The sequence below is a fragment of the Candidatus Pelagibacter sp. PS_28 genome, assembly GCF_059417885.1.
Window position 1 is genome coordinate 303,835 of record NZ_CM182070.1, and the last position, 25,015, is coordinate 328,849.

Here is a 25,015-nt window from a genome sequence, read left to right on the forward strand (position 1 = left end):
TGGTTTAATCATAATTTTTTTTATAATAGGGTTTAAGAATACTTTTTAACTAATAGGGAGAGTTAATGAAAAAAGAAAAAAAAATAATAACAAGTAAGAGGCGATCGTTTATTAAGAAAGCTGGCTTGTTAACTTTTGGTGTAGCAGGAGCAAGTGTTGTTAAAGCACCTTACGCTTATTCTGCATCAAACCCAATTAAATGGAGGCTTCAAACATATTCAGGGGCTCCGCTTGGTGCACATGTTATCAAACCACAAATTGAAGCATTTAATAAAGCTGCTTATGGTGAAATGGAAATTGAACTGTATTATGCGGATCAATTAGTTCCTACCGATGAACTATTCAGAGCCATGCAAGCAGGAACTCTAGATGCCGTACAAAGTGATGATGCTACAATGGGATCACCAGTTGATATCTCAGTGTTTGGTGGATACTTTCCATTTGCAACTAGATACAGCTTAGACGTTCCAGCTTTATTTAAATATTATGGTTTAAATGAAATTTGGGATGAAGCTTATAGTGAGGTTGAAGGTGTTAAATGGTTGAGCACAAGTGCTTGGGATCCATGTCATCTTTTCACTGTAAACAAAAAAGTTACTTCTTTAGCAGATATGAAGGGCCTAAGAGTTTTTGGTGTTCCTACTGCTGGAAAATTCTTGGCGCAATACGGTCTAATACCAGTTACGGTTCCTTGGGATGATGTGGAAGTTGCTATGCAAACCGGAGAACTAGATGGTGTTGCTTGGTGCGGGTTTACTGAGGCATATGAAGTGGGTTGGGCTGATATCTGTAAATATGCCCTAACTAACTCCGTTACAGGAGCATGGTTTGGATCTTACTTTGCTAATCAAAAAGCTTGGGACAAATTAAGTCCAAAACTTCAAGCACTTTACAGAATGTCTATTAATGACTCTCATTATTATAGACAAGTTTGGTATTGGGGTGGAGAAGCTGATCTTCGTGTTAATGGGAAAAAAATGGAACTAACAAGTCTTCCTGATAATGAATGGGCTAAAGTCGTAAACGACTCTAAAGCATTCTGGGATGAGACTTCAAGTATTAGTCCAAGAGCTAAAAAAGTTGTGGATGCATTTAAGTTATATGCAAACACAATGGAAAAAGCTGGATACCCTTATAGATAATAAATATTTTTTAGGCGCCTCAAGAAAGAGGCGCCTAAAGTTAATAACTACGGATTAGCCGTAAGACCCCCATCAACAATCAATTCAGTTCCAGTAATATAATCTGCTTGATCACTTAATAAGAATAAAGAAGCATTTGAAATATCTTCGGGTTTACCTACTTTATTTAAAGGAATAAATTTTTCTAAATTTTTCTTTGTATTAGGATTTTTTTTCCATCTAATCTGCATACCCGTATCTATTGGCCCAGGTAAGATTATATTTGATCTAATTTTGTTAGATGCAAATTGAATGGCAAAGGACTTTGAAAGTCTAATCATTGCTGCTTTTGAAGCACCATAAGCGTCTTGAGGTTTGTCATCACCAGATAATGCATCAATGGAAGATATATGCACCATTGAACCAAATTTATTTTTAATCATTTTAGGTACAATAATTTTTGAAAGATACATCATAGATTTTAAATTTATTTCAAAAACTTTATCCCATACATTAAAATCTATATTTACCGCTGATACATCTTTATCAAACCAAAGAACACCAGTTGTATTAACTAGGTAGTCCAATCTTTTGTGTTTTTTATAAAAATTATCGATATATATTTTTAGTTTTTTAAAATTAGTTACATCAACTTTTTTAAATTCACATTTTTTATTATTATCTAAAAATTCTTTACTAGGACTTTTTAAATCTAACATTAAAACTGAAATATTGTTTTGAGATAGTTTTTTTGACATCTCTAAACCCATACCACCACTTGCACCAGTGATTACAGCAGTCTTGCCTTTAAAATTTAATTTCATTTTATTGTTCTTTTCTTAAGTGAAAGCTTTTTGGTGAAGTTAATTTTTCATAAGCTACCTCAGATAGCGAACAACCTTTTCCGGTTTCATTAACACCAGTCCATGATAATGCAGGATCTAGATAATCACATCTATTCATATAAAACGTGCCTGTATTAATTTGATTGCCAATTTTTTGAGCAACATCAAGATCTTTTGTCCAAACTGAAGCTGTTAATCCATAAGGACTATCATTCATTAATTTAATTGCTTCATTATCATCTTTAACCTTCATAATCCCAACACAGGGTCCAAAAGTTTCTTCAGTCATAAAAGCCATATCATGGTTCACGTTTGTTAAAACCTGAGGAATTAAATAATTTTTATGTTCTTTTGAAAAGTTAAATTTACTTTCATCAATCATTTTTTTTGCACCTTTATCAATTGCAGAGTTTATTTGTTGTAAAATAAAATCAGCAGCTGATAGTTTAACCACAGGACCTAAGTTGGTTTCTTTTTCTAATGGATTTCCAAGTTTGTAATTATAAGTTTTTGAAACAAACAATTCTAAAAAATTATTATAAATTTTTTCATCAACATAAATTCTTTCTATTCCACAACATGATTGACCTGAGTTAAAAAAAGATCCATCAACCAAATTTTCAACTGTTTTTTCTAAGTCACAATCATATCTGGCATAAGCTGGATCTTTACCACCCAATTCTAAAGTCATATCAATAAATTTATTCTGAGTTGCTCTTTGAACATCGTAACCTGCTTTTACTGATCCAGTGAATGAGACAAAATTAATTCGCTTATCAGAAACAATTTTTAAACTATCTTCATGGTTTAAATGTAAATAATTAAAAATATCCTTAGGCAGAATTTTTTTAGCTGATTGGTAAAGTTGCTCAGAACATAAAGGGGTTTGAGCAGAATGTTTTAATATAACAGAATTACCTGCTGCCATAGCTGGTATTATAGAGTTTACTGCAACGAGGTATGGATAGTTCCATGGCGCTATTACAAAAACTACACCAAGAGCTTTTCTTTTTATATAACTTTTAAAATTATCATCTTTTGCTACATCAATATTTGATAATTTCTTTTCTGCAATAGATAGCATGTAATCGGCTCTTTCTTTAAAGCCCTTTAATTCACCAGCCGCTTGAGAAATAGGTCTACCAATTTGTCTACTTAGTTCTTCACAAATCAGATCGCTTCTTGATAAAAAATCTTCAACAAAACTTGTTAATAGTTTTACTCTTTCTTTAATATCTAGATCGGCCCACATTTTTTGAGCTTTCATTGAGCCATTAATAGTTTCTTCTATTTTAGCTCCATCATAATTTCTTTCGATATAAAGGGTATTATCAATAGGTGTAATAGTTTTTTGCATAAATATTTCGGTTAAAATTATTTTAGAAAGTGATATACATCAACCAACTTTATAAAACACTAAAACATAATATGCAAAAATACAACTGGAATTATCCTACTACAATGTGGGTAGGTGAAAATAGAATTAATGATGTTGCTTCAGCATGTAAAAATTTAAACATTAAAAAGCCACTGCTTGTTACTGATAATGGATTAGCTCAATCAGTTATTGTTAAAAACACTTTATCGATTTTAAAAGAGGGTGGAATTATTGCTGCATTATATTCAAATGTTGTTGGTAACCCAACTGGCATGAATGTTAATGAAGGTGTTGATAGTTATAAAAAAAACAATTGTGATGGCGTTATTGCGTTTGGAGGCGGTAGTGGTTTAGATGTTGGTAAAGCAGTTGCTTTTATGTCAGGTCAAAATCTACCTATTTGGGATTTCGAAGATGTTGGAGATAATTGGACTAAAGCAAACTCTGATAAGATTGCTCCCATTATTGCAGTACCTACTACTGCGGGCACTGGTTCTGAAACAGGACGAGCGTCAGTAATATTAAATGAAGAAACTGGTGTAAAAAATATTATTTTTCATCCAAAATTTTTACCATCAATAGTTATTTTAGATCCAGTTTTAACAGTTGGATTACCAGCAAAAATGACTGCAGCAACTGGTATGGATGCGCTAGCACATAATTTAGAAGCTTATTGTGCTCCTGGATATCATCCGATGGCAGATGGAATTGCTTTAGAAGGAATGAGACTAATTAATAAGTGGCTATTAGAAGCTGTTAGCAATGGATCTAATATTGAAGCAAGAATGAATATGTTAACAGCAGCTAGTATGGGTTCAACTGCATTTCAAAAAGGACTAGGAGCAATTCATTCTCTAAGTCACCCTGTCAATGCATTAAACAATATTCATCACGGTTTATCTAATGCAATATTTATGCCTTACGTATTAACTTTTAACAAAGATGTAATTGAAAATAAGATAATTAAAATTTGTGACTATTTAGAACTTAAAGACAGATCTTTTGATGGTTTTGTTAACTGGGTTTTAGATTTAAGAAAAAAACTTGATATGCCTCATAAATTATCAGAAGTGATTGATGAAAAAGATTTTGATATTGATAGATTATCAAAAATGGCTTTAGCAGACCCATCTACTGGAGGAAACCCAAAAAAATTAATCGAGGATGATATGAGGAACATGTATCAACACAGTATGACTGGTGAATTATTTAAATGAGTGATTTAAATATTTTAATTGTTGAAGGAAATATTAGAGAAGATAGTGAGTTTTTTATTAAAGCAGCTGGCGCCTCTGCAGCAGATAATTTAAAAAATTTAATCTTAAAAATAGAACCATCTGCAATTACTGAAATTATAAATCCTGGTCATGATGATGAGACAACGAACGTTCTAAAAGACATGAGTAAATATAATGGTATTGTCTTTACGGGCGGTGCAATGCGAATAAATGATATGACAGATGTGATTAAGAAACATATTAATTTTGCATCAAATTGTTTTACTCAAAAAAAGAAAATTTTAGCTATTTGTTGGGGATTACAAGTTTGTTCTACAGCAGCTGGAGGTAAGGTAAACCCTGGTAAAAATGGTGCTCATATTGGAATTGCATCAGATGTAATTATTAATAATGAAGGTGAGAAGCATTTTATTTACAAAGATAAGAAAAAGATTTTTACATCACCAGCATTTAATTTTGATGAAGTAAGTGAATTACCAGAAAATGCTATTCTTCTATCAAGTGATAAAGTTAACAATGTAATGGGCGTTAGTTTTAACGCAGGAAACTCTGAAATTATTGGCTTACAGTATCATCCTGATTATGAGTACTTTCAGATGCTTAAACTTATTGAAGGTCGTAAAGAACGACTATTTGTAAATAAAAATTTTTTAAATGAAGAAGAGTATGAAAATCATATCTCATACATAAAATCTCAAAATGAACTATTAGATTTTAATAATAGAACACGTGAAGTTAGAAACTGGCTTAACTATCTACGTAACTAGTTTCTAAAATAGACCTTCAATTTCACCATCTTTATTTAGCTTAATTGAATCTGCCGCTGGAACTCTTGGTAATCCAGGCATTGTCATAACGGCTCCACATATAACAACAATAAACTCTGCACCAGAAGAAAGTTTAATCTCCCTAATTGGTAAAGAGTGTCCTGTTGGTGCACCTTTTAAGCTTGGATCTGTTGAAAAGCTGTATTGAGTTTTTGCAATACAAATTGGAAAGTCACCATATCCAGAATCTTCAAAGCTTTTTAATTGATCTCTAATTTTAGTATCTGCAATAACCTCATCTGCTCTATAAATTTCTTTTGCAATTGTTTCTATTTTTTTAAATAGAGGAGTTTTACTTTCATATAAGAATTTGAATTTATCCTCATTTTTCTCACATAATTCAGCAACATGACTTGCAAGCTCTTTTGTACCTTCGCCACCATTTGCCCAATGAGTACAAAGACTTGCTTTAACTCCAATAGTATCACAAAATTCTATCAAAGCTTTTACTTCATTCTCTGTATCTTTAATAAAATGATTAACAGCTACTGCAACTGGTAAACCAAATTTTTTTACATTTTCTACATGTCTTTGAAGGTTAACTAGACCTTTTTTTAAGGCTTCTACATTTTCTGTTTTAAGATTATCTTTTGCTACACCACCATGCATTTTTAATGCTCTAATAGTTGCAACAATTACAACACAGCTAGGTTTTAAATCTGATTTTCTACATTTAATATCAAGGAATTTTTCTGCACCAAGGTCTGCACCAAATCCTGCTTCTGTCACAACATAGTCAGCAAGTTTTAGTCCAGTCTTTGTTGCAATTACAGAATTACAGCCATGAGCAATGTTAGCAAAAGGGCCACCATGAATAATTGCAGGATTATTTTCTAAAGTTTGAGTAACGTTGGGTCGAATTGCATCTTTTAATAATACTGTCATTGGACCTTGTGCTTTTAAATCTTTAGCATAAACAGGTTTTTTATCTCTAGTATAAGCAATTGTAATATTTCCTATTCTCTTTTCTAAATCTTCTAAATCATTTGATAAGCAAAAGATTGCCATGATTTCAGATGCAACAGTAATATCAAAACCATCTTCTCTTGGAAAACCATTTGCAACTCCACCTAAGTTTATATTTATAGATCTTAAAGAACGATCGTTCATATCGATTACTCTTTTCCAGACAATTCTTCTAACATCGATATCAAGTTTATTTCCCCAATAGACATGATTATCAATTAAGGCTGACAACAAATTATGAGCTGATGTTATTGCATGAAAATCTCCAGTAAAATGTAAATTAATTTGTTCCATTGGAACTACTTGAGCATAACCACCACCTGCTGCTCCACCTTTCATTCCAAAAGAGGGACCAAGGCTTGGTTCTCTTAAACAAACAATAGATTTTTTTCCAATTTTGTTTAATCCATCATTTAAACCAACTGAAGTCGTGGTTTTTCCTTCACCAGCTGGTGTAGGAGTGATTGCCGTCACTAATACAAGTTTTCCATTTGGTTTATCTTTTAAAGTATCTAAATATTCTAAATTAATCTTTGCAATGTGTCTTCCCATTGGACTAAAAGCTGAGCTTTCATCAGGCACATTTATCTTGGCTAAAATATCATTTATAGGTTGCATTTTAGCTTCTCTAGCTATTTGAATGTCTGACTTAACTTCGCTCATTTTAAACTCCTATAAAATTAATTTTTAATGCCCAATTGATATCTTATTTTAAATTTTTGGAAACTTCTAAAAAATATATATAAAAAAAATAAGAACTATTTATATTCCTTTGTATAAAATTATCTTATGCAAAAATATTCTATATTTAATCTGATCAAAAATGCCTTCTCTGGTCATCAAAATTGGGATTTGGCCTGGAAAGATCCAACTCCTAAAAAAGAATATGATGTGGTTATAATTGGTGGAGGTGGTCACGGCCTAGCAACTGCTTATTATTTAGCTAAAGAGCACAATATTACAAACGTTGCTATCATTGAAAAAGGTTGGATCGGGGGTGGAAATGTTGGAAGAAATACCACAATCATTAGATCAAACTACATGCATGACGATAATGCATTGTTCAGTGAGTTTGGAATGGATTTGTGGAGAAAAATGAGCCAGGATTTAAACTACAATGTAATGTTTTCTCCAAGAGGAATTATTAACCTTGCTCACTCAGATGCCCAGATGAATGTTTTCGCAAGGAGAGGAAACTCAATGCGATTAAATGGTATCGATGCAGTTTTATTAAATAGAGAAGAGGTAAAAGAAATTATTCCAATGGCTGACTTTTCAGACAATGTAAGGTTTCCTATATTTGGTGGACTGATGCAACCAAGCGCTGGAACGGCAAGGCATGATGCTGTTGCATGGGGTTATGCACGTCAAGCAGATTCAATGGGTGTAGATATTATTCAAAATTGTGAAGTAACAGGTTTTGATGTTGTAGGTGGAAAAATTCAAGGGGTTAGAACTTCACGAGGAGATATTAAAGTTAAAAAAATTGGACTGTGTGTTGCAGGTAGTACAAATATTTTAGCAGAGAAATTAAATATGACAGTACCAATTGAAACACATCTTTTACAAGCTTGTGTTTCAGAACCAGTTAAACCTGTTTTAGATAAAGTTGTAACTTTTGGTGCAGGACACTTTTATATTAGTCAGTCGGATAAAGGTGAGATGGTAATGGGAGGAGATTTGGATGGCTATAATAGCTATGCGCAAAGAGGAAACCTTCCAACCCTTCAACATGTTTTAACTGAAGGAATTGCGATGATGCCTTTTCTTAGCAAACTAAAAATGCTTAGAACTTGGGGTGGGATAATGGATATGTCTATGGACGGCTCGCCTATAATAGATAAAACTCATATTGAAGGATTATATTTAAATTGTGGATGGTGTTATGGTGGATTTAAAGCAACACCAGCATCAGGATGGACATTTGCGCATACAATTGCACAAGATAGAGTTCACAAATTAAATGCTGGATATAGTTTAAATAGATTTCACACAGGTCACTTATTAGATGAAAAAGGACTTGGAACTAAAACGTGGATTTCATAAATGCTACATATTAAATGTCCTCACTGTGGGATGAGATCTCAAAATGAATTTTCATATGGTGGTGATGCAACTGTTAAAAGGCCAGAGCTTAATAAGGAAGTTTCAGATCAAGATTGGGATAACTTTGTCTACAATAGAAAAAGTTTAAGAGGAAAACACAAAGAACTATGGCAACATATATCAGGATGCAGACAGTGGATTAAAGTAGAAAGAGACACTGCAACTCACGAAATATTTAAAACAGTTAAAGCTAACGAAGATATTTAAATGACTCAAAATTATAGACTAGATAATGTTGGATTAATAAATAGAGATAAAAAAATCTCATTTAAATTTAATGGTGTAACTTATTCTGGTTATGAGGGAGATACCTTAGCTTCAGCGTTGCTTGCTAATGGAGTTCATTTAATAGGCAGAAGCTTTAAATATCATAGACCCAGAGGCTTTTTTGGTGCAGGGGTCGATGAACCATACGCGATTATTCAATTATACAGAAATAATGAAACTGAACCAAATGTAAAAGCTACAGAGCAAGAATTATTTGAAGGCTTGGAAGCAACCAGTGTTAATTGCTGGCCAAGTGTTAATTTTGACATCGGTGCTATCAATAATTTATTAAAAATATTTCTTCCAGCAGGATTTTATTACAAAACTTTTATGTGGCCAAAAAGTTTTTGGTACAAAGTTTATGAACCCTTTATAAGAAAAGCGGCAGGACTTGGAGTTGCATCAATTGAACATGACAAGGAAAGATACGAACATAAATATGAGTATTGTGATTTACTAATTGCAGGTTCAGGACCGTCTGGCTTAGCAAGCGCATATGCTGCTGCTAAAAATGGAGCAAGAGTAATTTTAGCAGAAGATAAACCTAGATTTGGTGGAACTTTGTTAACTAGCGAAGTTAATATTGGAAATCAAACAGGAAAAGAATGGGCAGATAATATTATTTCTGAACTTAAAGAAATGCCTAATGTTATTGTTAAAAATAGATCTCAAGTATTTGGTTACTACGATCATAATATGTTAGTGATGTCAGAAAAATTAAGTGATCACTTACCTAAAACTAAAAAATACAATCCAAAACAAAGACTTTGGTACATTAGAGCTAAAGAAGTTTTAATCTCATCAGGATCAATTGAGAGACCTTTAGTATTTGGAAATAATGATACACCAGGTGTGATGTTGTCTTCTGCAGCAAAAGAATATTTAAAAGTTTATGGAGTATTAGTTGGTAAAAAACCATTAATATTTACTAATAATGATAGTGGATATGAAACAGCTATAGAATTTAAAAAAAATGGTGTTGATCCAATTATTTTAGATACAAGAAAAGAACCTAAGTCAGAAATAATAGATGAAGCAAAAAAATTAGATATCCAAATTAAATTTTCTTATGTAGTGGTTGCTGCTAAAGGGTATAAAAAAGTTAAATCTGCTGAAGTTGCTAAAATTTCAGATGATAAAAATAAATTAGGAACTCTAGAAAATATTAATTGTGATTGTATTTGTGTTTCAGGATTTTGGACGCCAACAATACATTTAGCTTCTCAATCAGGAAATAAAACAACTTTTAATAAAGATATAGATGCATTTGTACCCGGACTATCAAAGCAAAATGAAACAACTTTGGGTGCTGCAAATGGTACTTTTACATTAGAAGAAACTTTAAAAAATTCATTTGAAAGCGGATATCAAATTTCAAAAAAAATTACTAATAATGATAATAAAACATCATCTCCAACAGTTATGGAGAAAAAATCTACTACACATGATAAATTTTGGTGCGTACCTTTACCTAAAGGCAAAACATATAAAAGATTTTTAGATTTTCAAAACGATGTAGCTGTTTCTGATGTAGAAATTGCACTAAAAGAAGGATATCGATCCATAGAACATGTAAAAAGATACACGACACTAGGAATGGCTACTGACCAAGGAAAAACAAGTAATCTCAACGGTTTGCAACTGGTTTCAAACATAGAAAATAAAATAGTACCAGAAGTAGGTCATACAACTTTTAGACCTCCATACACACCAGTTACCATTGGTGCAATTGTTGGAAGAGAAATCGGCAAACATTCTAAACCAACAAGAAAATCACCGATGCACACTTGGCATGAAAAAAATAATGCAGTGTTTGTAGATGCGGGTGTTTGGTTGAGACCAAGATATTACAAAATTGGAGAAGAAACTTTATTTGAAGGTTCAAAAAGAGAAGCTAAAAATGTTAGAACAAATGTAGGAGTTTGCGATGTAACTACTTTGGGTAAAATTGATATTAAAGGACCAGATGCTGCAGAGTTACTAAATCGAGTTTATACTAATGCTTGGTTAAAACTGCCAGTTGGTAAAGCAAGGTATGGTGTAATGTTAAGAGAAGATGGAATTGTTATGGATGATGGAACAACAACAAGAATTTCTGAAAATCATTACCATATGACAACAACCACAGCACAAGCAGCAAATGTTTTGTCTCATCTTGAATATTATTTACAACTTGTATGGCCAGAACTAAATGTCAATGTGGTTTCAACTACAGAACAATGGGCAGGAGCTGCAATTGCTGGACCAAAATCTAGAGATTTATTACAAAAACTATTTCCAAATATTGATGCCTCTAATGATGGACTGCCTTTTATGGGATATCAAGAAGCTGATTTATTTGGAATTCATGCACGAATTTTTAGAATTTCATTTTCAGGAGAGCTTGCTTATGAAGTTAATGTCGAATCTGACAATGGAAACTTTATGTGGGAGAAGATAATGGAAGTAGGGCAAGAATTTAAAATTCAACCTTATGGGACTGAAGCATTATCAACTCTAAGAATTGAAATGGGTCATATTGCAGGATCAGAACTTGATGGTAGAACCATTCCTTATGATAACTCTTTAGAAGGTCTTGTTAGTAAAAAGAAAGACTTTATAGGAAAACGTTCATTAGAAAGAGAAGCATTTATAGCTGAAGATAGACAAAAAGTAGTAGGTGTTGTTCCAATTGATAAGAAAACAAGTATCCCTGAAGGGTCTCATTTGGTTAAAGATGCATTAGCTCCAACACCAAATCCTAAATTAGGATATATTTCTGCATCTTGTTGGAGTGTTGAATATGATAATCCATTTTCATTAGCAATACTTAAGGATGGAAAAAATATGATTGGCCAAAAACTATTTGCAATGTCACCTTTAAAAAATAAAACAATACCTGTTGAGATAGTTTCATCACACTACGTAGATCCAAAGGGTGAAAGGGTAAGATCATGAGCTCAATTTCTGCTTTAAATGCCACCCATAACAAAGGACTATTTGGTGACCATGAGGGAAAAAATGATGATGAGCTGCTAAAAGTAAGTGAATTAAAAGACTTTTTAATCGTTCAAATAGTTAAATATAAGAGCTCCTTAACGGCTATTGAAAATATCAAGATAGATAATCTGAACTTAAATAATGAAACTTTAAATATAAGCTGCAACATTAATACAAGAATTTTATGGAATGGCCCAAATAACTGGCTTTTAGTTTCTTCAAAAAAAGAAATTTTAAAGGAAATTAATGAAAAATTAGTTGATACAGATTTTGCTATAACAAATGTATCCCATAGTAGAGCGATAATTCAAATAGAAGGAAAAAACACAAAAGAGATATTAAAAAAAGGATGTCCTTTTAATTTTAATGAATTAAAAAAAGATACTTGTTTAAATTCAACTTATAACGGAATGTCAGTCACAATTGACATGGTGGATGACAATCCAGACAAAGTTAGAATATTCACTCTAAGAAGTTTTGGAGAATCTTTTTATCATTCTGTTACCGATGCTTGCTTAGAGTTTGGCTATAAAGGGATTTAAAATTTATTGTTTTCTAGTTGCAATATAAACACCAAAAGTTGCCACAGCAAAACCAATTAGATCTAGATTATTTAATTTTTCATTTAAAAATAACCAAGCCATTATTGCTGTAGTCGGTGGTATTAAAAAAAATATAGAAACAGTTTTACTTGCTGAGTTATTTTTGATTAAAAACATTAAGATTGTAAATGCTCCAAAAGATACAAGGAATATCTGGTGACTCATTGCTATCAAGAATGTTGATGTAAAATTAATATAAGGTTCACTAAAAATAAAGATAATTATTATGTGAAAAAAACAACCACCTATTGCTTGATACATATTGCTGACAGACAAAGGTAAATCATTACTTATTTTTTTTTGCCACAAAGTAGAAGTTGTAATAGCTAGTAGAGCTATAAAAGAAGCTATCACTCCAATAACAGGAAGGCTTGATCCAATATCAAAACCTAAAACTAAAGCAGCACCAATAAATCCAAGGATCACACCAATCCATTGCTTGAATGTAACTTTTTCATCTAAAAATTTTCCTGCTAAAGCATTAGTTAAAATTGGCTGTAAGGTTACAATTAATGCAGCAATACCTGTTGGCATCCCGATTGAAACTGAATAAAAAACCCCACCCAAATAAACACCATGAAAAAGTACACCACTAAAAAGTGATTGCAGAAGGTTTTTAGAATTAGTTAAAATTTTTTGTTTTGTATAAATTGAAAAAATGAAAAAACCAAAAGCTACAACAAAAAATCTAAAGGCTAATGCTGCAAAGGGATCACTATTGTCTATTATTGGCTTTGTTGTCACAAAAGCTGAAGACCACAAAATAATAAAAATGAATGGAAAAATTTTAACCATATCGAGGTTATAGGTCATATTTTATATCAATATTAGAGATTAATATCCAAAATGAACACTTTCTCTCTTGAGTTGTGCTTTTAAATACTTAGGATTAAGTAGGAGTATAATGATTTTAAAAAAGATAATTGCTGGATCGGTTTTACTATTTTTTCTTAATGGTTGTGTGCAAAGTACAGCTTTATTAGGACCCGCTTATACATTGGCTAGTACTGGTAATATCTATCAGGCTGGTCTTTCATATAGTTCTAACCAAGCAGTCAAAAAAATCACTGGTAAGTCTCCTACTGAAAATATTCAAAGTCTTGTAGATAATAAAAAGATAAAAATTGAAGAAAAAGAAAAACAGGACGAGTTTTTTGCTTTAGTAAAAAGTAGGATAGAAAAAACAAGTAAAATTATTCAATTAGCTAATCAGTAATATTTAATAAAAGCTGTTCTGATTGCCCAGTTTCTTTACACCACAGCTCATAGCTTTCACACATACGCCATAAGAATTGGTGTGCTCTATCAGAAGCTTCGATGAGAGTATTATTTTCAGTTTCGTAAAGTTTAGGAATTTTAATTAAATTTTTAACAGTCATATCTCTTTGAATTTCTAGAAGTTTAATAGTTTCATCTGGTATTTTATTTCCAGTATCTTTATCTAGATATTCATTTTTTTTTAATTCACCAAACCATTCATCATGTAATGCACCAGTACTTAATTTTATAAATTCATTAGTGTCCATGAATTTATTAATAGCTTGTTTTACATCGACCTCTGGATATTTGTTTTTTTCAATAGAAACGTATGAGTAAATAATTTCAGCCATATATATAACATATGGTTTTTTGACTTTTGCGTTCATTATTTATTTTTTATATCTTGCCATACATGAGTTGGCTAATATTAAATTAGGATCAAGGTACAATTTTGAAACTTTAGCATTCTGTAAAGATTTATAAGCAAAAATTGCAATAGGTATTTCAGTACATCCAAGTATTATTTTTTTACATTTTTGCTTGATCAAATATTTAATTGCAGGCTTGATAGTTTTTTCTGCTAATTTTATATTTCCCATTTTTACAAATTTAATAGCTTTATTTACTGAATTTACTTGTAAATTATTTGATGGTTTAATTAAAGTATAATCTTTTTTAAAAATTTTATCATAAATTTCTGTTTTTAAAGTTCCCTCTGTTGCAAGAAGTCCAATTTTAGAATTTTTCTTACAATTTTTTTTTGTTTGTGTAAAAACTTCTTTAGGCATGTTAATGATGGGTATCTTAATTTTTTTCTTTAGATCTTCATACCAATAGTGTGCCGTATTACAGGGTATAACAATAAATTTGCACCCACTTTTTTCTAATGATTTACAGCCCTCTAGTAAACTTTTTAAAACTCTATTGTATTTTTTTGTATTTTTAGAATTTCTTGGAATGGTAGATAATGATTTAGTTTGAACACCTATAGACTCTGGTCTTCCAGGAATATTTGATTTGTTATAAAGTATGAATAGAGGATATTCTTGATCAGTTTTTCCTCTATTTAACATTGCAAGTTTATTGCAAAAATCAAGCCCAGCTTGAGTTCCCATTCCACCTAAAATTCCAATCATTAATATATATTTTCTATTAAATTTATTTAATATTTCCTTAAAGAGGTTTGTTGATACCTCTCATAAAAACTAAAATTAAGCAACCATCTTTAGTAAAAGACGAGTGTGTTGAGCCCGGTTCAAAAGTGACAAAATCACCTTTTTTAAAAATTTTATTATCTGGATCAGTCAATTCACCTTCTAACATCAAAAATTCCTCAAAGCCTGTATGTATATGTGGCAAACTTTTTGCATTCGGTTCCATTTTTAAAAGATAAGTTCCATTACCACCATTTTCTTTATTATAACTAATTTTATGCCAGCTCATTCCAGGCACAACAACCCCATAATTATCAAATGGAGTGAATTCAACATCATAAAGGTCAGTTATTTTTCTATTTGTCATACTTGATAGCTACTTATTATTAAATTGTTATATTTGATGATTATTAATAAAATATAAATATGCAAGATATATTTATTGAAGATGTGGGAAGTGGTACTCCACTAGTGTTAGTGCATGGTTTTTTAGGATCTTCTGAGATGTGGACTTTACAAACTGACTTTTTTAAAAAGAATTTTAGAGTTTTGGCACCAGCACTACCTGGTTTTGGAAAAAGTAATAAAGTTAACTCATGTAACTCAATTGAAGATATGGCTAAATCTATATTGACAAGTTTAGAAAAAAAAAAATAGAACATTTTTATTTATTAGGTCACTCAATGGGTGGCATGATAGTGCAAGAAATGGCAAAGTTAGTAGGTGAAAAAATCTTAAAGTTGATTTGTTATGGTACAGGACCAAGAGGAAATATACCTGGCAGATTTGAAACCATAGATGTTTCTAGAGACAAACTAAAAACTAATGGACTGGATAATACAGCTTATAGAATTGCAAAAACATGGTTCATTGAAGAGGATAAATCTAAATATTTTTATTTATGTGAAGAAGCGGGTAAGCAAACCTCTTTAGAGGCGGCGGACAATGCTCTTGTTGCTATGAAAAATTGGAGTGGTATTGAAAATTTAAAAAATATTAAGAACGAAACTTTGATAATTTGGGGAGATCAAGACAAAGCCTATAACTTCAATCAAGTAGAAACTTTAAAAGAAAATATTATAAATAGCGATCTTAGAATAGTTAATGGCTGCTCTCACAATGTTCATTTAGAGAAGCCAGATGAATTTAATACTATAGTGAGTGAATTTCTTAAAAAAAACTGATTGGTATTGGCTGAAATATTTAGCTAAATAATTAAAAAATTAATTTAACTAAAAAATCGCAGCCAATAGAAAGTGTGAATATTATGCAGTTTTTAAATTTACCGCTGAAGGACCTTTTGGACCATCTTCAACTTCAAAAGTCAAAGCTTGACCTTCATCTAAACCGTTCATACCAGCATCTCTAACAGCTGAAACGTGAACGAATACATCTTTTTCTTTATCTTCTCTTTCAATAAAACCAAAACCTTTAGTTGGATTGAACCATTTTACTTTTCCTTGTAGACTCATATTTATCTTCTTACTTTTTATTGTGTTACTTTTATTACTTATAATTAAGTAATTTACGCTTTGTTTAGATTTATTGAGGTTTTGTCAACTAAATTTAAAAGAATAAATAATTAAAGACTTATTTGTTGCTTATTAGTATGGTCATATAAATAGAGTTGATATCTTTTTTATAATGAGAGAAGGGCTCGCAGGGCTCAAAACCACACTTACTAAATAGTTTTCTAGCATTTAAAAAGAACTCACCAGCACCTGTTTCTAAACTTAATCTTTTAATATTAAGTTTTTTTGCCTCATTAATTAGATGATTTATGACTTTTGTACCATTTCCTTTACCTCTAAAGTTGTCACTAACCCTTATAGATTTGAATTCACCATGATCATTATCTAGGAATTTTAATGCACCACTTCCCATTAGGTTATTTCCTTCCCACAGGCTCCAAAATTTAATAGTTGGATCTTTTAATCCAGCTATATCAAGTACGTGAGCACTACCTTCAGGTGACACAGATCTTAACTCAATGAAATGCTTTATAAGTAGCTCATGAACTTCTGGATTATCAAAATTTCCTTCGATTGATTTTAGCATGTGAGTAATATCTACTTAAGAAGGGTTGTTAGGTGTCCCATTTTTCTTTTTGGTTTAATTTCTTTTTTAAGATAATCAAAGAAAAATTCATTTTCATTGTGTTCTTTATTTCTGTAATTAGTAATTTGGTCACCAATTATATTTGTCATCATTGCATTGGATATTTTTTTAAGAGGTATTTGCTCTAGTTTACAAACTGCTCTTACATGATTTTCAAATTGACTTACATTATACGCGTTAATTGTTAGATGCCCAGAGTTATGAACTCTTGGTGCAATTTCATTTACATAAAGATTATCATTCCTGTCAATGAAAAACTCAATACATAAAGTTCCAACATATTTTAATTCTTCTGCAATTGTTGTAGCCCATAGTTTTGATTGATCTAATATTTTATCACTAATCTCTGCTGGAATTTTAGAATTTCTTAAAATTTGATCTTCATGCTCATTTTCAATGGGTTCATAAATTTCATATTTTTGAATATCAAACCTTGTAATGATTATTGAAATTTCTTTTTTTAATTTTACTAATTTTTCTAAAATATAACCTTTTGAATAATCAACATCAATTGAATCTAAATTTTCTAAACTGTTAATGGGGTGTTGACCTTTTCCATCATATCCTAAAGTAGTAGTTTTAAGTATACCAGGCAATAAATCTTCAACAGAATCCATTTCAGATTTTTTTTCAATAGATACATATCTTGTAGTTCTTATATTTAGATTGTTGATAAAATCTTTTTCAGCTAATCTATGCTGAATTATTCTATTTACAGAAGGTTTTGGTAAAACAGGTTTTATTTTATTAATTTCATTTAATGTTTCGTAGGGAATATTTTCAAATTCGTAAGTTACAACGTCAACTTTACTCAAAAACTCATTAATCTTGTTTTTATCATTATATTCACCGTATAAAAAATCATTAGAAAAATTTTGGGCAGGAGCATCAATATCATTGCAAAAAATAACTGTTTTAATTTCAAGTTTATTTGCAGCAATCGCAAGCATACTACCTAACTGACCTCCACCTATAATTCCAAGAATTGGTTTAGACATATTTTAAAACTATTTTGGTTTTTTTTTAACAGATTTGCTTTGATTTAAACGAAACTGATTTAATTTTCTCTTAACATTTAAATCACTAAGAGCAATAATAGATGCAGCTAATAAGGCAGCATTAATTGCACCATCTTCTCCAATTGCTAATGTTCCAACGGGTATTCCTTTTGGCATTTGTGCAATAGATAAAAGGCTATCAAGACCTTTCAACTTTTTGCTTTCAATTGGAACACCTAATACTGGAAGAGAGGTAAGGGCTGAAATCATTCCTGGTAAATGTGCAGATCCACCAGCTCCAGCAATAATTACTGCAATACCATTTTTTTCAGCATTAATAGCAAATTCATACATTCTTTTAGGAGTTCTATGAGCTGATATTATTTTTATTTCAAATTTTATGTTTAATTTTTTAAGAATATTTTGACAAAATATCATGGTTTTGTAGTCAGATTGACTACCCATAACAATTGATACTTTGTTTAATTTATTTTTAGCCATTTGTTGTAATTTTATTCTAACGTAAATTGTTATTTCAAATTAAGTCTAAAATTTCAATAAAATTAATAGAATTTATCTATCTTATTGATATTCTTTAAAACAAAGAAGATCACAATGAATTTTAAAATTGATAATTTACAATATTGTAACTGGTCTAGAAAAATTTTTCAGATCAATAAACAAGCAGGACTGGATGCAATCCATGTAACTATTGTTTACCACGAAGATTTTGATGAGCTAAAAACGGTATTAAAAAATTGGGAAAATCACTTTTCAGAAAATTCCGACTTAATTTTTCACGGCAAAAGTTTTAAAGATATTGAAAAAGCTAAATCTGAAAATAAAACTGCAGTTTTTTTTGGTTTTCAAAATTGTTCACCCATAGAAGATGACATTGGATTGGTTGAAAAAGTTTATGATTTAGGATGTAGGTTTATGCAGCTTACTTATAATAATCAGTCCTTACTAGCGACGGGATGTTATGAAGCAATTGATAGTGGAGTTACTAATTTTGGTAAAGAGGTTATTAAAGAGATGAATAGATTAGGTCTTGTAATAGACATGTCTCATTCAGCAGAAAAAAGTACAATTGATGCAATTGAGATAAGTGAAAAACCAATTGCAATAACTCATGCAAATCCATCATTTTGGCATCCAGCTAAGAGAAACAAATCAAACGAATTACTAAAAATTTTATCTAAACACAAAGGAATGTTGGGTCTCTCTTTATATCCTCATCATTTAAAAGATGGAACAGATTGTTCTTTAGAAAGCTTTTGTGAGATGACAGCTAAGACAGCTGAGATTATGGGAGTTGAAAAAATTGGAATAGGTTCAGATCTTTGTTTAAATCAACCAGATACTATTGTTGAGTGGATGAGAAATGGTACTTGGACTAAAAGCAAAAATTATGGAGAAGGGTCTAAAAACAAACCTGGTTTTCCAAAACAGCCTGATTGGTTTAAAGATGCAAGAGGATTTGAAAACTTAGAGATAGGACTTAAAAAAGTTGGTTTTTCAGAAAATGAAGTTGATGGAATTCTTGGAAACAACTGGTACAATTTTTACAAAGAAATGAATCAATGAATATTTCATTAAGAGACCCCAATGTAGTAATGAAATTATCAAGACTTGGGTCTTTTCATCAATCTAAACTTTCATTTTTAAGAAGTTTTTTAAAAGAGTTTAAGGATTGGAATTATAAAAGAGATTTATTTGAATTAAACGAACATGGTTACGGCACTGCAGTTTATTCATTTAAGAAAAAAAATAGAGTTTATTCATTAATTTGTTTTGCAAATGAATTAGATGATAATGAAAGATCAGATAGAGTTATAGCTACCAAATGGGATGCAGCCTTCACACTTTTTGATGGTGTTCCAAAAAAACAAGATATTGAAAGATTAAAAAACGAAGTACCCAAACAAGAATTTGGCAGACTTTCTTATAAAGAATTAACTCTTTCAAGAGCTAATAAATCAGTTAGAGTTTTCAATCATGTGGTTGAATGTTTAAGCGAAGGTAAGCAACCTGATAATGATTTGTTAACTAGTGTTGGTTATTTATATAGAACCACAGCAGTTTATGGATCAGGCAAATTTGGCTTAGCAGATAGATTTAGAATTAAAGACCGAGAAGAAATATATGGTCCATTTAGATTGGAGATGATGTTGGTTTATCTGGTAAGACAATTTACTTTTGATCAGGTTAATCATGTTGCAAAAAGCAAGAATCCAAAAAAAGCCGTAAACCTTGATATAAATATTTGTAAAAATTTAGGAATAGGAAATTCTACGGGTCTTGGAATGGCTCCATTTATTGTTAATCATCCAACCCTTTTAAATAATTGGATTTCAGCAAGAGAAATTTCTTTAAAAAAAATAAGAGAGATAAAAACAATATCAGAGAAAGATAAAAACTTATTTTTAGAATGTTTAAAAAAATCAATAAAGAATATCACTTCTTGGAATACAGAAAGTGAATATCAAATAAATAAAATTAAATCTTTATTAAAAGATCTTAATGAATTTATTGTCTACCTAGATAATGATTTTAATTTTGAGCAAGATTATGCTTTTAATGAATTGTATCTGTATTTAGAAAAAGAATATTGTGAAGAATGTATTGAATATGTCGTCTCAATGATGATGGAACCTTATGATGATATAACGTCTCCGTTAATTAAAGAAATGAGCTCTGAAGAAGAAAAATATTTTAATATTCCAACTGAAAGAACAGTAGAAGACTTAAAGCTGATTTTAGAAAAAAAATATCCAGATATTTTAACTATAGATTTTACTAAAGATGAAAATAATTTAAATTTTTGGTTTATCTCAAAAAATAAAGAAGAGCCAAGACTAGCAAATAGATTTGATGAAGAGGGTGCTGAGTTAGAGCAACCCTTAGCAATCGCAAGGGATATTAAAAAACTTTATGAATTGTTGTCAGTTACTAAAAATAGCTGGACTATTGCTAAATTTTTATCAACTAATAATGAATTAAGACACGTTGTTAGAAGAGCATTTATAGTAGAGAAATTCCCTTATTCTGAAATACAAGACAACACTATTGGCCAAAAAATAATGCCTATTGATATGCTGAGGTTAAAGTTATCATTCTTTGGAGCATTAAAATTTGATCCACGTTCTGATAAGTGGCTAAGAATATGTATGTTTCAAGGTGCACCCCTACCAGAGCAATTAAAAAACTATGATGAACATTGGGTTTATAATTAATCAACATGAGATCATTAAGCGAAATAGATACAGTTTCTAAAAGATCAAGTAGAGCTGCTGGATATTCTTGGGGTATTGCAGAAGAAATCGGAAAAAACATAAGACTACTTGAAATTTTTAGCTTACCTGGAATTAAAAACTTAAATAGTTTTTTTAAGAAAAAAAAAGAAATAAGGTTAGAGAATATCAGCATCATAAAGCAAGACAATGAGGCTGGTAAAAATGAATATTGCCCAATAATAGCAGGGGTAAATTTTTTAGATCAGATTAAAACTTTAGAAACTTTAAATGAGATAACGTTTAAAAAAGTCTCATATCCATTACTTTTCCTACCATTTGTAAGTAGAGCAGCTGAGGTAATCGGTAAAAGAATATTCTTAAAAATGGATGACAGGGAGTTTTTGTTAAACTTCAATAACAATATTTATTCTAATTATACTAAAAACGAAATCATCATATCTGCTGAAAATATTTACTTAAAAGTTTTAGAAAACAGAGACTCGTTTGAAGAAAAAGAATGGAATGAGCTTTATAAGCTTTCAGAAGAAACTTTTGTTGAAGAAAATGACAGTTTAAAAGAAAGTGGTGCTGGTGCTGGATTAACTGATAACGATTAGTTTATTTAAATTTAGTCATTTCCTTAATATGAGAAGGTCTTGTTTCACAACATCCACCTAAAATAGTTGCACCTGTATCTTTAAATTTTTTAACAAAATTTGCCATCAATTCAGGTGTTAAGTCTTTTCTTTGACCCAAAAATTCATTTGGGTTACCAGTTTTGCTCATATTGTAATTGTTAGTATAGCCATCTTTAGGCTTAGTTGTCACGAAAGCATTTAGTTTAAATCCAAAAGGAACGCCTAAATTTTTTACTTCTTCTAAATTTTCAGAAAAGTTTTCAGGAGAAACGCACGATAAAATTAATCCTAGTAAATTGTTATGGTTAATATGATTAATAATATCTGATATTTTTTCACCACTTGGAAGATTTATTCCCTCAGAAATATGAGCACCTATTAAATATGGCTTATTAAATTTTTTAATTGCTTCAATTGCTAACCTAAACTCTTTTACGCTAGACAAAACATCTAGGTAAAAAAAATCAATATAAGGATCTAATAATTTTGCTTGATCATAAAAATTTTGTTTAATTTCATGATCTGGCCTTGTATCTTCTTCATATGTTAAATATTGAGGTGGAAGACCACCTGCAATTAACACATTAGGATATTGTTCTTTTGCTTTCTGAGCTATCTCACCAGCTTTTTTATTTAAGTATTCAAATTTATCTTCAATTTTATTATCACGTAATCTTATTCGTCTAGTAGTAAAGGTTGCTGTAACAATAACTTCAGCACCTGCTTTAATAAAATCTAAATGTGTGTCTAGTAAGAGTTGATGGTATTCTTCTTTTAATACAGCATTTGCACTCCACAATGTGCCGTTTGGCTTCATACCACGAGCCAACAATTCTTGCCCCATACCACCATCTAAAATTCGTGTTGTTTTAAAAAAATTAATATCCATTTTTATTCCTAACTTTTTTAGTGCTTTGGCTTTATGCCAGGTGCACAATACAGCTCAACTACCTTTACCAATTATATAATGATTTCCTTTTTAGCAGTTAGTACCTGCAATATGGATCAAATCGGTTAAACTATCTATATATCTAATAGACTGATTAGTAAATCACTTCTTGAATAATATTTTAGCATTAAATGAGAAGGATCTTCTCTCACCATCAACATTAAATGGATAAGCTGTGTGCATTAAATAATTAGGAAAAATCAATAAATCTCCTAATTTAGGGTTTAAATTATAGATACTTTGACTTAAAAAGTTTTTTTGACCATTAATAAAATCAATTGTTCCATTAGTTTTAATCTTTTTATTCTTAACTAGTTTATTTTGATTCATATCTTTTGGGATTTTAAGATAGCCAACCCCTGACAATTGTCCTTCATGATAATGAATTGGATTATATTCATTTTTTAACTGTTTAACTACCCATAGATTTATTATCTTAATTTCTTTAATTTTTTTAACACCTGACTTATCAAGGTAAACTTTAATATTTTTTATTAATTCTTTAGACAAACTCTTATTAATTAATGTTTTAGGTATCTTAATTTCATTCTTAATTTGACTTGCAAGTTTAGAGCTATAGTCATTTTTTTTAGATAATTGAGATTTATCAACGTGATTATTTAATATAGTAATAATTTTTTTGGATAACTTTGTTTTTCCTATGGTGGGTCCAAATGCTCTGAATGTTTTCATAATTTTTCTATAATAATTTAATACTTCTGTTATGCAAACAACTTTAGTCCCATTCGAATAGCAACAAATATGACAAGTGCTGATGTTACAAGAGCCAATATTCTTGCAGGGAAAATTTTAATATTCAAGAAATTTCCTAATTGACCGCCTATTAAAACAAACAGAAATAATGGCCAATAATCAAAAATTCCATTTATTGTTGATGCCTTTGTAAATTGGCCAGCAAGTCCTGATAAAGAATTAATCAGTATGAATAATGATGCTGCTGTTGCAATGTTTTTTGCTTTATCTACTCTAATTAATAACAATATAGGGCTTAAGAAAATTCCACCACCAATTCCAACTATACCAGACACAAATCCAATAGATGCACCAATTAATATCGATAACATTTTTGGTATCTTTTTATAAACTTCAATTTTTTGATTAAAAGATTGAAATTTCAAGAGGAGTAGAACTCCTGCTAGTGCTAAGACTAAAAAAAGTAAAATTTCAAAAATTTCTTTATCTACTGATAAAGATCCTCCTATGAATGCAAGTGGCACAGATGAAATCAAATATGGGGCAAGGATCTTAAAATTGATATTTCCAGCTTTAATATAATTTATACAATTTCCTGATACGACAATAATATTACAAAAGAGAGCAATTACAGGAAAGATCAAGTAAGGAATATCCCAAATTAATAGAAAGGCTAGATAGGTAGAGCCACCACCAAAGCCAACACTTGAATATAAAGTTGCTGTTAGAAGAAATAAAAATGATAATATAATCATAATAATTATTTTAAATTTATGATTGTAAATATAGCACTTTTAACAGTTACAGATACTAGAACTTATGAGAATGATAAGTCAGGTGCGATCTTAGTGAAAAAAATAGAGGAGGCTAAACATAAATTAGTAGATAGAAAAATTTGTAAAGATAACAAAGAGGACATCATTAAAATCCTTAAAGATTGGATTAATCAATCTGAAATAGATGTTGTAATTACAACAGGGGGCACTGGGCTTACAGGTCGAGATATTACACCAGAGGCAGTAAACGATATAGCTGACAAACATATTCCAGGTTTTGGAGAGGTGTTTAGAACAATAAGTTTAAAAACAGTTGGTACATCGGCCATTCAATCTAGAGCTTGTGCAGTACTAGCTAATGGAAAATATGTATTTGCTTTACCAGGTTCTTCAGGCGGGGTAACGGATGCCTGGGATGGAATTTTAAAACATCAGTTAGATATAAATCATAAACCTTGTAATTTTGTAGAACTGTTTCCAAGACTTAAAGAAAAATAATTATTTTTGATATTTTTCTTTCCACTCAGAATAAGGCATACCATATATATGTTCACGTGCATCTAAGTCTGAAATTTCAATATTTTTTTTTTCAGCTTCTTCTCGGTACCATTTTGATAAACAGTTTCTGCAAAAGCCAGCAAGGTTCATAATATCTATGTTTTGAACATCTTTTCGTTCATCTAGATGTTTGAGCAATCTTTCAAATGTAGCAGACTGTAATTCTTTTTTTATATTATTATCCATAACTAAATTATTAGACACATTTCAATTAAGCACAAGATGTAGGCTATATTCAATCTTAAGTAGAAAATAATAATATAATTAATAGATCTTTAGATCAAT

27 protein-coding genes, 1 pseudogene and 1 riboswitch are annotated in these 25,015 nt (G+C 30.5%); of the genes and pseudogenes, 13 read left to right on the plus strand and 15 right to left on the minus strand.

Annotated features, from left to right (window positions below; translation table 11 throughout):
- The first annotated feature begins 65 nt into the window (after positions 1 to 65).
- Positions 66 to 1,142, plus strand: a complete 1,077-nt coding sequence (locus AC5SMR_RS01575; protein WP_011282284.1) for a type 2 periplasmic-binding domain-containing protein — start codon at positions 66 to 68, stop codon at positions 1,140 to 1,142.
- A 47-nt stretch (positions 1,143 to 1,189) separates the two neighbouring features.
- On the opposite strand, the gene AC5SMR_RS01580 is transcribed toward AC5SMR_RS01575, so the two are convergent.
- Both AC5SMR_RS01580 and AC5SMR_RS01585 read right to left on the minus strand, forming a co-directional pair.
- Positions 1,190 to 1,945, minus strand: a complete 756-nt coding sequence (locus AC5SMR_RS01580; protein WP_494577113.1) for an SDR family NAD(P)-dependent oxidoreductase — start codon at positions 1,943 to 1,945, stop codon at positions 1,190 to 1,192.
- 1 nt (position 1,946) lies between these two features.
- On the minus strand, positions 1,947 to 3,323 hold the full coding sequence (locus tag AC5SMR_RS01585) for an aldehyde dehydrogenase family protein (RefSeq protein WP_027307076.1): 1,377 nt from the start codon (positions 3,321 to 3,323) through the stop codon (positions 1,947 to 1,949).
- Between the two features lie 71 nt (positions 3,324 to 3,394).
- Between AC5SMR_RS01585 and AC5SMR_RS01590 the strand changes: the two genes are divergently transcribed.
- A complete protein-coding gene (locus AC5SMR_RS01590; RefSeq protein ID WP_494577114.1) occupies positions 3,395 to 4,561 on the plus strand; it encodes an iron-containing alcohol dehydrogenase in 1,167 nt (388 codons plus the stop codon).
- Positions 4,558 to 5,349, plus strand: coding sequence for a type 1 glutamine amidotransferase (locus tag AC5SMR_RS01595; RefSeq protein WP_494577115.1), 792 nt, complete (start codon positions 4,558 to 4,560; stop codon positions 5,347 to 5,349). The genes AC5SMR_RS01590 and AC5SMR_RS01595 overlap by 4 nt, the downstream gene beginning before the upstream one ends.
- Before the next feature lie 3 nt (positions 5,350 to 5,352).
- Here AC5SMR_RS01595 and AC5SMR_RS01600 read toward each other — a convergent pair whose 3' ends face one another.
- Positions 5,353 to 7,038 (minus strand): formate--tetrahydrofolate ligase, encoded by a 1,686-nt coding sequence (locus AC5SMR_RS01600; RefSeq protein WP_494577116.1) that lies wholly within the window; start codon positions 7,036 to 7,038, stop codon positions 5,353 to 5,355.
- Between the two features lie 126 nt (positions 7,039 to 7,164).
- On the opposite strand from AC5SMR_RS01600, the gene AC5SMR_RS01605 reads away from it, so the two are divergent.
- Genes AC5SMR_RS01605 through AC5SMR_RS01620 form a run of 4 tightly spaced genes read left to right on the plus strand, consistent with a single transcriptional unit; the run spans position 7,165 to position 12,269 of the window.
- Entirely contained in the window at positions 7,165 to 8,421 is a 1,257-nt protein-coding gene (locus AC5SMR_RS01605; RefSeq protein WP_011282278.1) for a sarcosine oxidase subunit beta family protein, read from the plus strand.
- Positions 8,422 to 8,688 (plus strand): sarcosine oxidase subunit delta, encoded by a 267-nt coding sequence (locus AC5SMR_RS01610; protein WP_271499032.1) that lies wholly within the window; start codon positions 8,422 to 8,424, stop codon positions 8,686 to 8,688.
- Positions 8,689 to 11,685 carry a sarcosine oxidase subunit alpha family protein gene (locus AC5SMR_RS01615; RefSeq protein WP_494577117.1) on the plus strand — a complete coding sequence of 999 codons (2,997 nt, stop codon included), beginning with the start codon at positions 8,689 to 8,691 and terminating at the stop codon, positions 11,683 to 11,685.
- The gene (locus AC5SMR_RS01620; RefSeq protein ID WP_494577118.1) at positions 11,682 to 12,269 is read left to right on the plus strand and encodes a sarcosine oxidase; all 588 of its coding nucleotides are present in this window, start codon (positions 11,682 to 11,684) and stop codon (positions 12,267 to 12,269) included. The genes AC5SMR_RS01615 and AC5SMR_RS01620 overlap by 4 nt, the downstream gene beginning before the upstream one ends.
- 3 nt (positions 12,270 to 12,272) lie before the next feature.
- On the opposite strand, the gene AC5SMR_RS01625 is transcribed toward AC5SMR_RS01620, so the two are convergent.
- Positions 12,273 to 13,124 (minus strand): DMT family transporter, encoded by an 852-nt coding sequence (locus AC5SMR_RS01625; protein WP_494577119.1) that lies wholly within the window; start codon positions 13,122 to 13,124, stop codon positions 12,273 to 12,275.
- Between the two features lie 109 nt (positions 13,125 to 13,233).
- Here AC5SMR_RS01625 and AC5SMR_RS01630 point away from each other — a divergent pair, with 109 nt between their 5' ends.
- On the plus strand, positions 13,234 to 13,545 hold the full coding sequence (locus AC5SMR_RS01630; RefSeq protein ID WP_494577120.1) for a hypothetical protein: 312 nt from the start codon (positions 13,234 to 13,236) through the stop codon (positions 13,543 to 13,545).
- Here the strand turns inward: AC5SMR_RS01630 and AC5SMR_RS01635 are convergent.
- Genes AC5SMR_RS01635 through AC5SMR_RS01645 form a run of 3 tightly spaced genes read right to left on the minus strand, consistent with a single transcriptional unit; the run spans position 13,535 to position 15,110 of the window.
- Positions 13,535 to 13,975: a hypothetical protein gene (locus AC5SMR_RS01635; protein WP_494577121.1), complete on the minus strand. Its 441-nt coding sequence runs from the start codon at positions 13,973 to 13,975 to the stop codon at positions 13,535 to 13,537. The two genes, AC5SMR_RS01630 and AC5SMR_RS01635, sit on opposite strands and share 11 nt — an antisense overlap.
- A gap of 3 nt (positions 13,976 to 13,978) precedes the next feature.
- Complete coding sequence (locus tag AC5SMR_RS01640; RefSeq protein WP_494577122.1) at positions 13,979 to 14,725, minus strand: aspartate/glutamate racemase family protein; 747 nt, start codon at positions 14,723 to 14,725, stop codon at positions 13,979 to 13,981.
- 37 nt (positions 14,726 to 14,762) lie between these two features.
- Positions 14,763 to 15,110 (minus strand): cupin domain-containing protein, encoded by a 348-nt coding sequence (locus tag AC5SMR_RS01645; RefSeq protein WP_494577123.1) that lies wholly within the window; start codon positions 15,108 to 15,110, stop codon positions 14,763 to 14,765.
- A 155-nt stretch (positions 15,111 to 15,265) separates the two neighbouring features.
- Here AC5SMR_RS01645 and AC5SMR_RS01650 point away from each other — a divergent pair.
- Positions 15,266 to 15,927, plus strand: a pseudogene (locus tag AC5SMR_RS01650) (alpha/beta fold hydrolase); the annotation flags it as partial.
- A gap of 81 nt (positions 15,928 to 16,008) precedes the next feature.
- On the opposite strand, the gene AC5SMR_RS01655 reads toward AC5SMR_RS01650, so the two are convergent.
- The 4 genes from AC5SMR_RS01655 to purE all read right to left on the minus strand — a co-directional run bounded on the left by AC5SMR_RS01655 (position 16,009) and on the right by purE (position 18,360).
- Entirely contained in the window at positions 16,009 to 16,215 is a 207-nt protein-coding gene (locus AC5SMR_RS01655; protein ID WP_006998008.1) for a cold-shock protein, read from the minus strand.
- A gap of 118 nt (positions 16,216 to 16,333) precedes the next feature.
- Positions 16,334 to 16,801 carry a GNAT family N-acetyltransferase gene (locus AC5SMR_RS01660; protein WP_494577124.1) on the minus strand — a complete coding sequence of 156 codons (468 nt, stop codon included), beginning with the start codon at positions 16,799 to 16,801 and terminating at the stop codon, positions 16,334 to 16,336.
- A gap of 11 nt (positions 16,802 to 16,812) precedes the next feature.
- Positions 16,813 to 17,859, minus strand: a complete 1,047-nt coding sequence (locus tag AC5SMR_RS01665; protein WP_494577125.1) for a 5-(carboxyamino)imidazole ribonucleotide synthase — start codon at positions 17,857 to 17,859, stop codon at positions 16,813 to 16,815.
- Between the two features lie 9 nt (positions 17,860 to 17,868).
- On the minus strand, positions 17,869 to 18,360 hold the full coding sequence (purE, locus tag AC5SMR_RS01670) for a 5-(carboxyamino)imidazole ribonucleotide mutase (protein ID WP_494577126.1): 492 nt from the start codon (positions 18,358 to 18,360) through the stop codon (positions 17,869 to 17,871).
- A gap of 114 nt (positions 18,361 to 18,474) precedes the next feature.
- Between purE and AC5SMR_RS01675 the strand changes: the two genes are divergently transcribed.
- The 3 genes from AC5SMR_RS01675 to AC5SMR_RS01685 are packed head-to-tail and all read left to right on the plus strand — an operon-like array spanning position 18,475 to position 21,712.
- Entirely contained in the window at positions 18,475 to 19,446 is a 972-nt protein-coding gene (locus AC5SMR_RS01675; protein WP_494577127.1) for a membrane dipeptidase, read from the plus strand.
- On the plus strand, positions 19,443 to 21,095 hold the full coding sequence (locus tag AC5SMR_RS01680; protein ID WP_494577128.1) for a hypothetical protein: 1,653 nt from the start codon (positions 19,443 to 19,445) through the stop codon (positions 21,093 to 21,095). Before AC5SMR_RS01675 ends, AC5SMR_RS01680 begins: the two co-directional genes overlap by 4 nt.
- Before the next feature lie 5 nt (positions 21,096 to 21,100).
- Positions 21,101 to 21,712 carry a DUF3726 domain-containing protein gene (locus tag AC5SMR_RS01685; protein ID WP_494577129.1) on the plus strand — a complete coding sequence of 204 codons (612 nt, stop codon included), beginning with the start codon at positions 21,101 to 21,103 and terminating at the stop codon, positions 21,710 to 21,712.
- A 1-nt stretch (position 21,713) separates the two neighbouring features.
- On the opposite strand, the gene AC5SMR_RS01690 is transcribed toward AC5SMR_RS01685, so the two are convergent.
- The 3 genes from AC5SMR_RS01690 to AC5SMR_RS01700 all read right to left on the minus strand — a co-directional run bounded on the left by AC5SMR_RS01690 (position 21,714) and on the right by AC5SMR_RS01700 (position 24,151).
- Positions 21,714 to 22,622: a homocysteine S-methyltransferase family protein gene (locus AC5SMR_RS01690; RefSeq protein WP_494577130.1), complete on the minus strand. Its 909-nt coding sequence runs from the start codon at positions 22,620 to 22,622 to the stop codon at positions 21,714 to 21,716.
- A 9-nt stretch (positions 22,623 to 22,631) separates the two neighbouring features.
- Positions 22,632 to 22,695: riboswitch (SAM riboswitch) on the minus strand.
- Positions 22,696 to 22,784: 89 nt separating this feature from the next.
- Entirely contained in the window at positions 22,785 to 23,375 is a 591-nt protein-coding gene (locus tag AC5SMR_RS01695) for a 2OG-Fe(II) oxygenase family protein (protein ID WP_271499334.1), read from the minus strand.
- Positions 23,376 to 23,404: 29 nt separating this feature from the next.
- Complete coding sequence (locus tag AC5SMR_RS01700) at positions 23,405 to 24,151, minus strand: sulfite exporter TauE/SafE family protein (RefSeq protein ID WP_494577131.1); 747 nt, start codon at positions 24,149 to 24,151, stop codon at positions 23,405 to 23,407.
- Between the two features lie 18 nt (positions 24,152 to 24,169).
- Between AC5SMR_RS01700 and moaB the strand changes: the two genes are divergently transcribed.
- Positions 24,170 to 24,670: a molybdenum cofactor biosynthesis protein B gene (gene moaB, locus AC5SMR_RS01705; RefSeq protein ID WP_494577132.1), complete on the plus strand. Its 501-nt coding sequence runs from the start codon at positions 24,170 to 24,172 to the stop codon at positions 24,668 to 24,670.
- Here moaB and AC5SMR_RS01710 read toward each other — a convergent pair whose 3' ends face one another.
- Positions 24,671 to 24,916 (minus strand): DUF1244 domain-containing protein, encoded by a 246-nt coding sequence (locus AC5SMR_RS01710; protein ID WP_271499342.1) that lies wholly within the window; start codon positions 24,914 to 24,916, stop codon positions 24,671 to 24,673.
- Between the last annotated feature and the right edge of the window lie 99 nt (positions 24,917 to 25,015).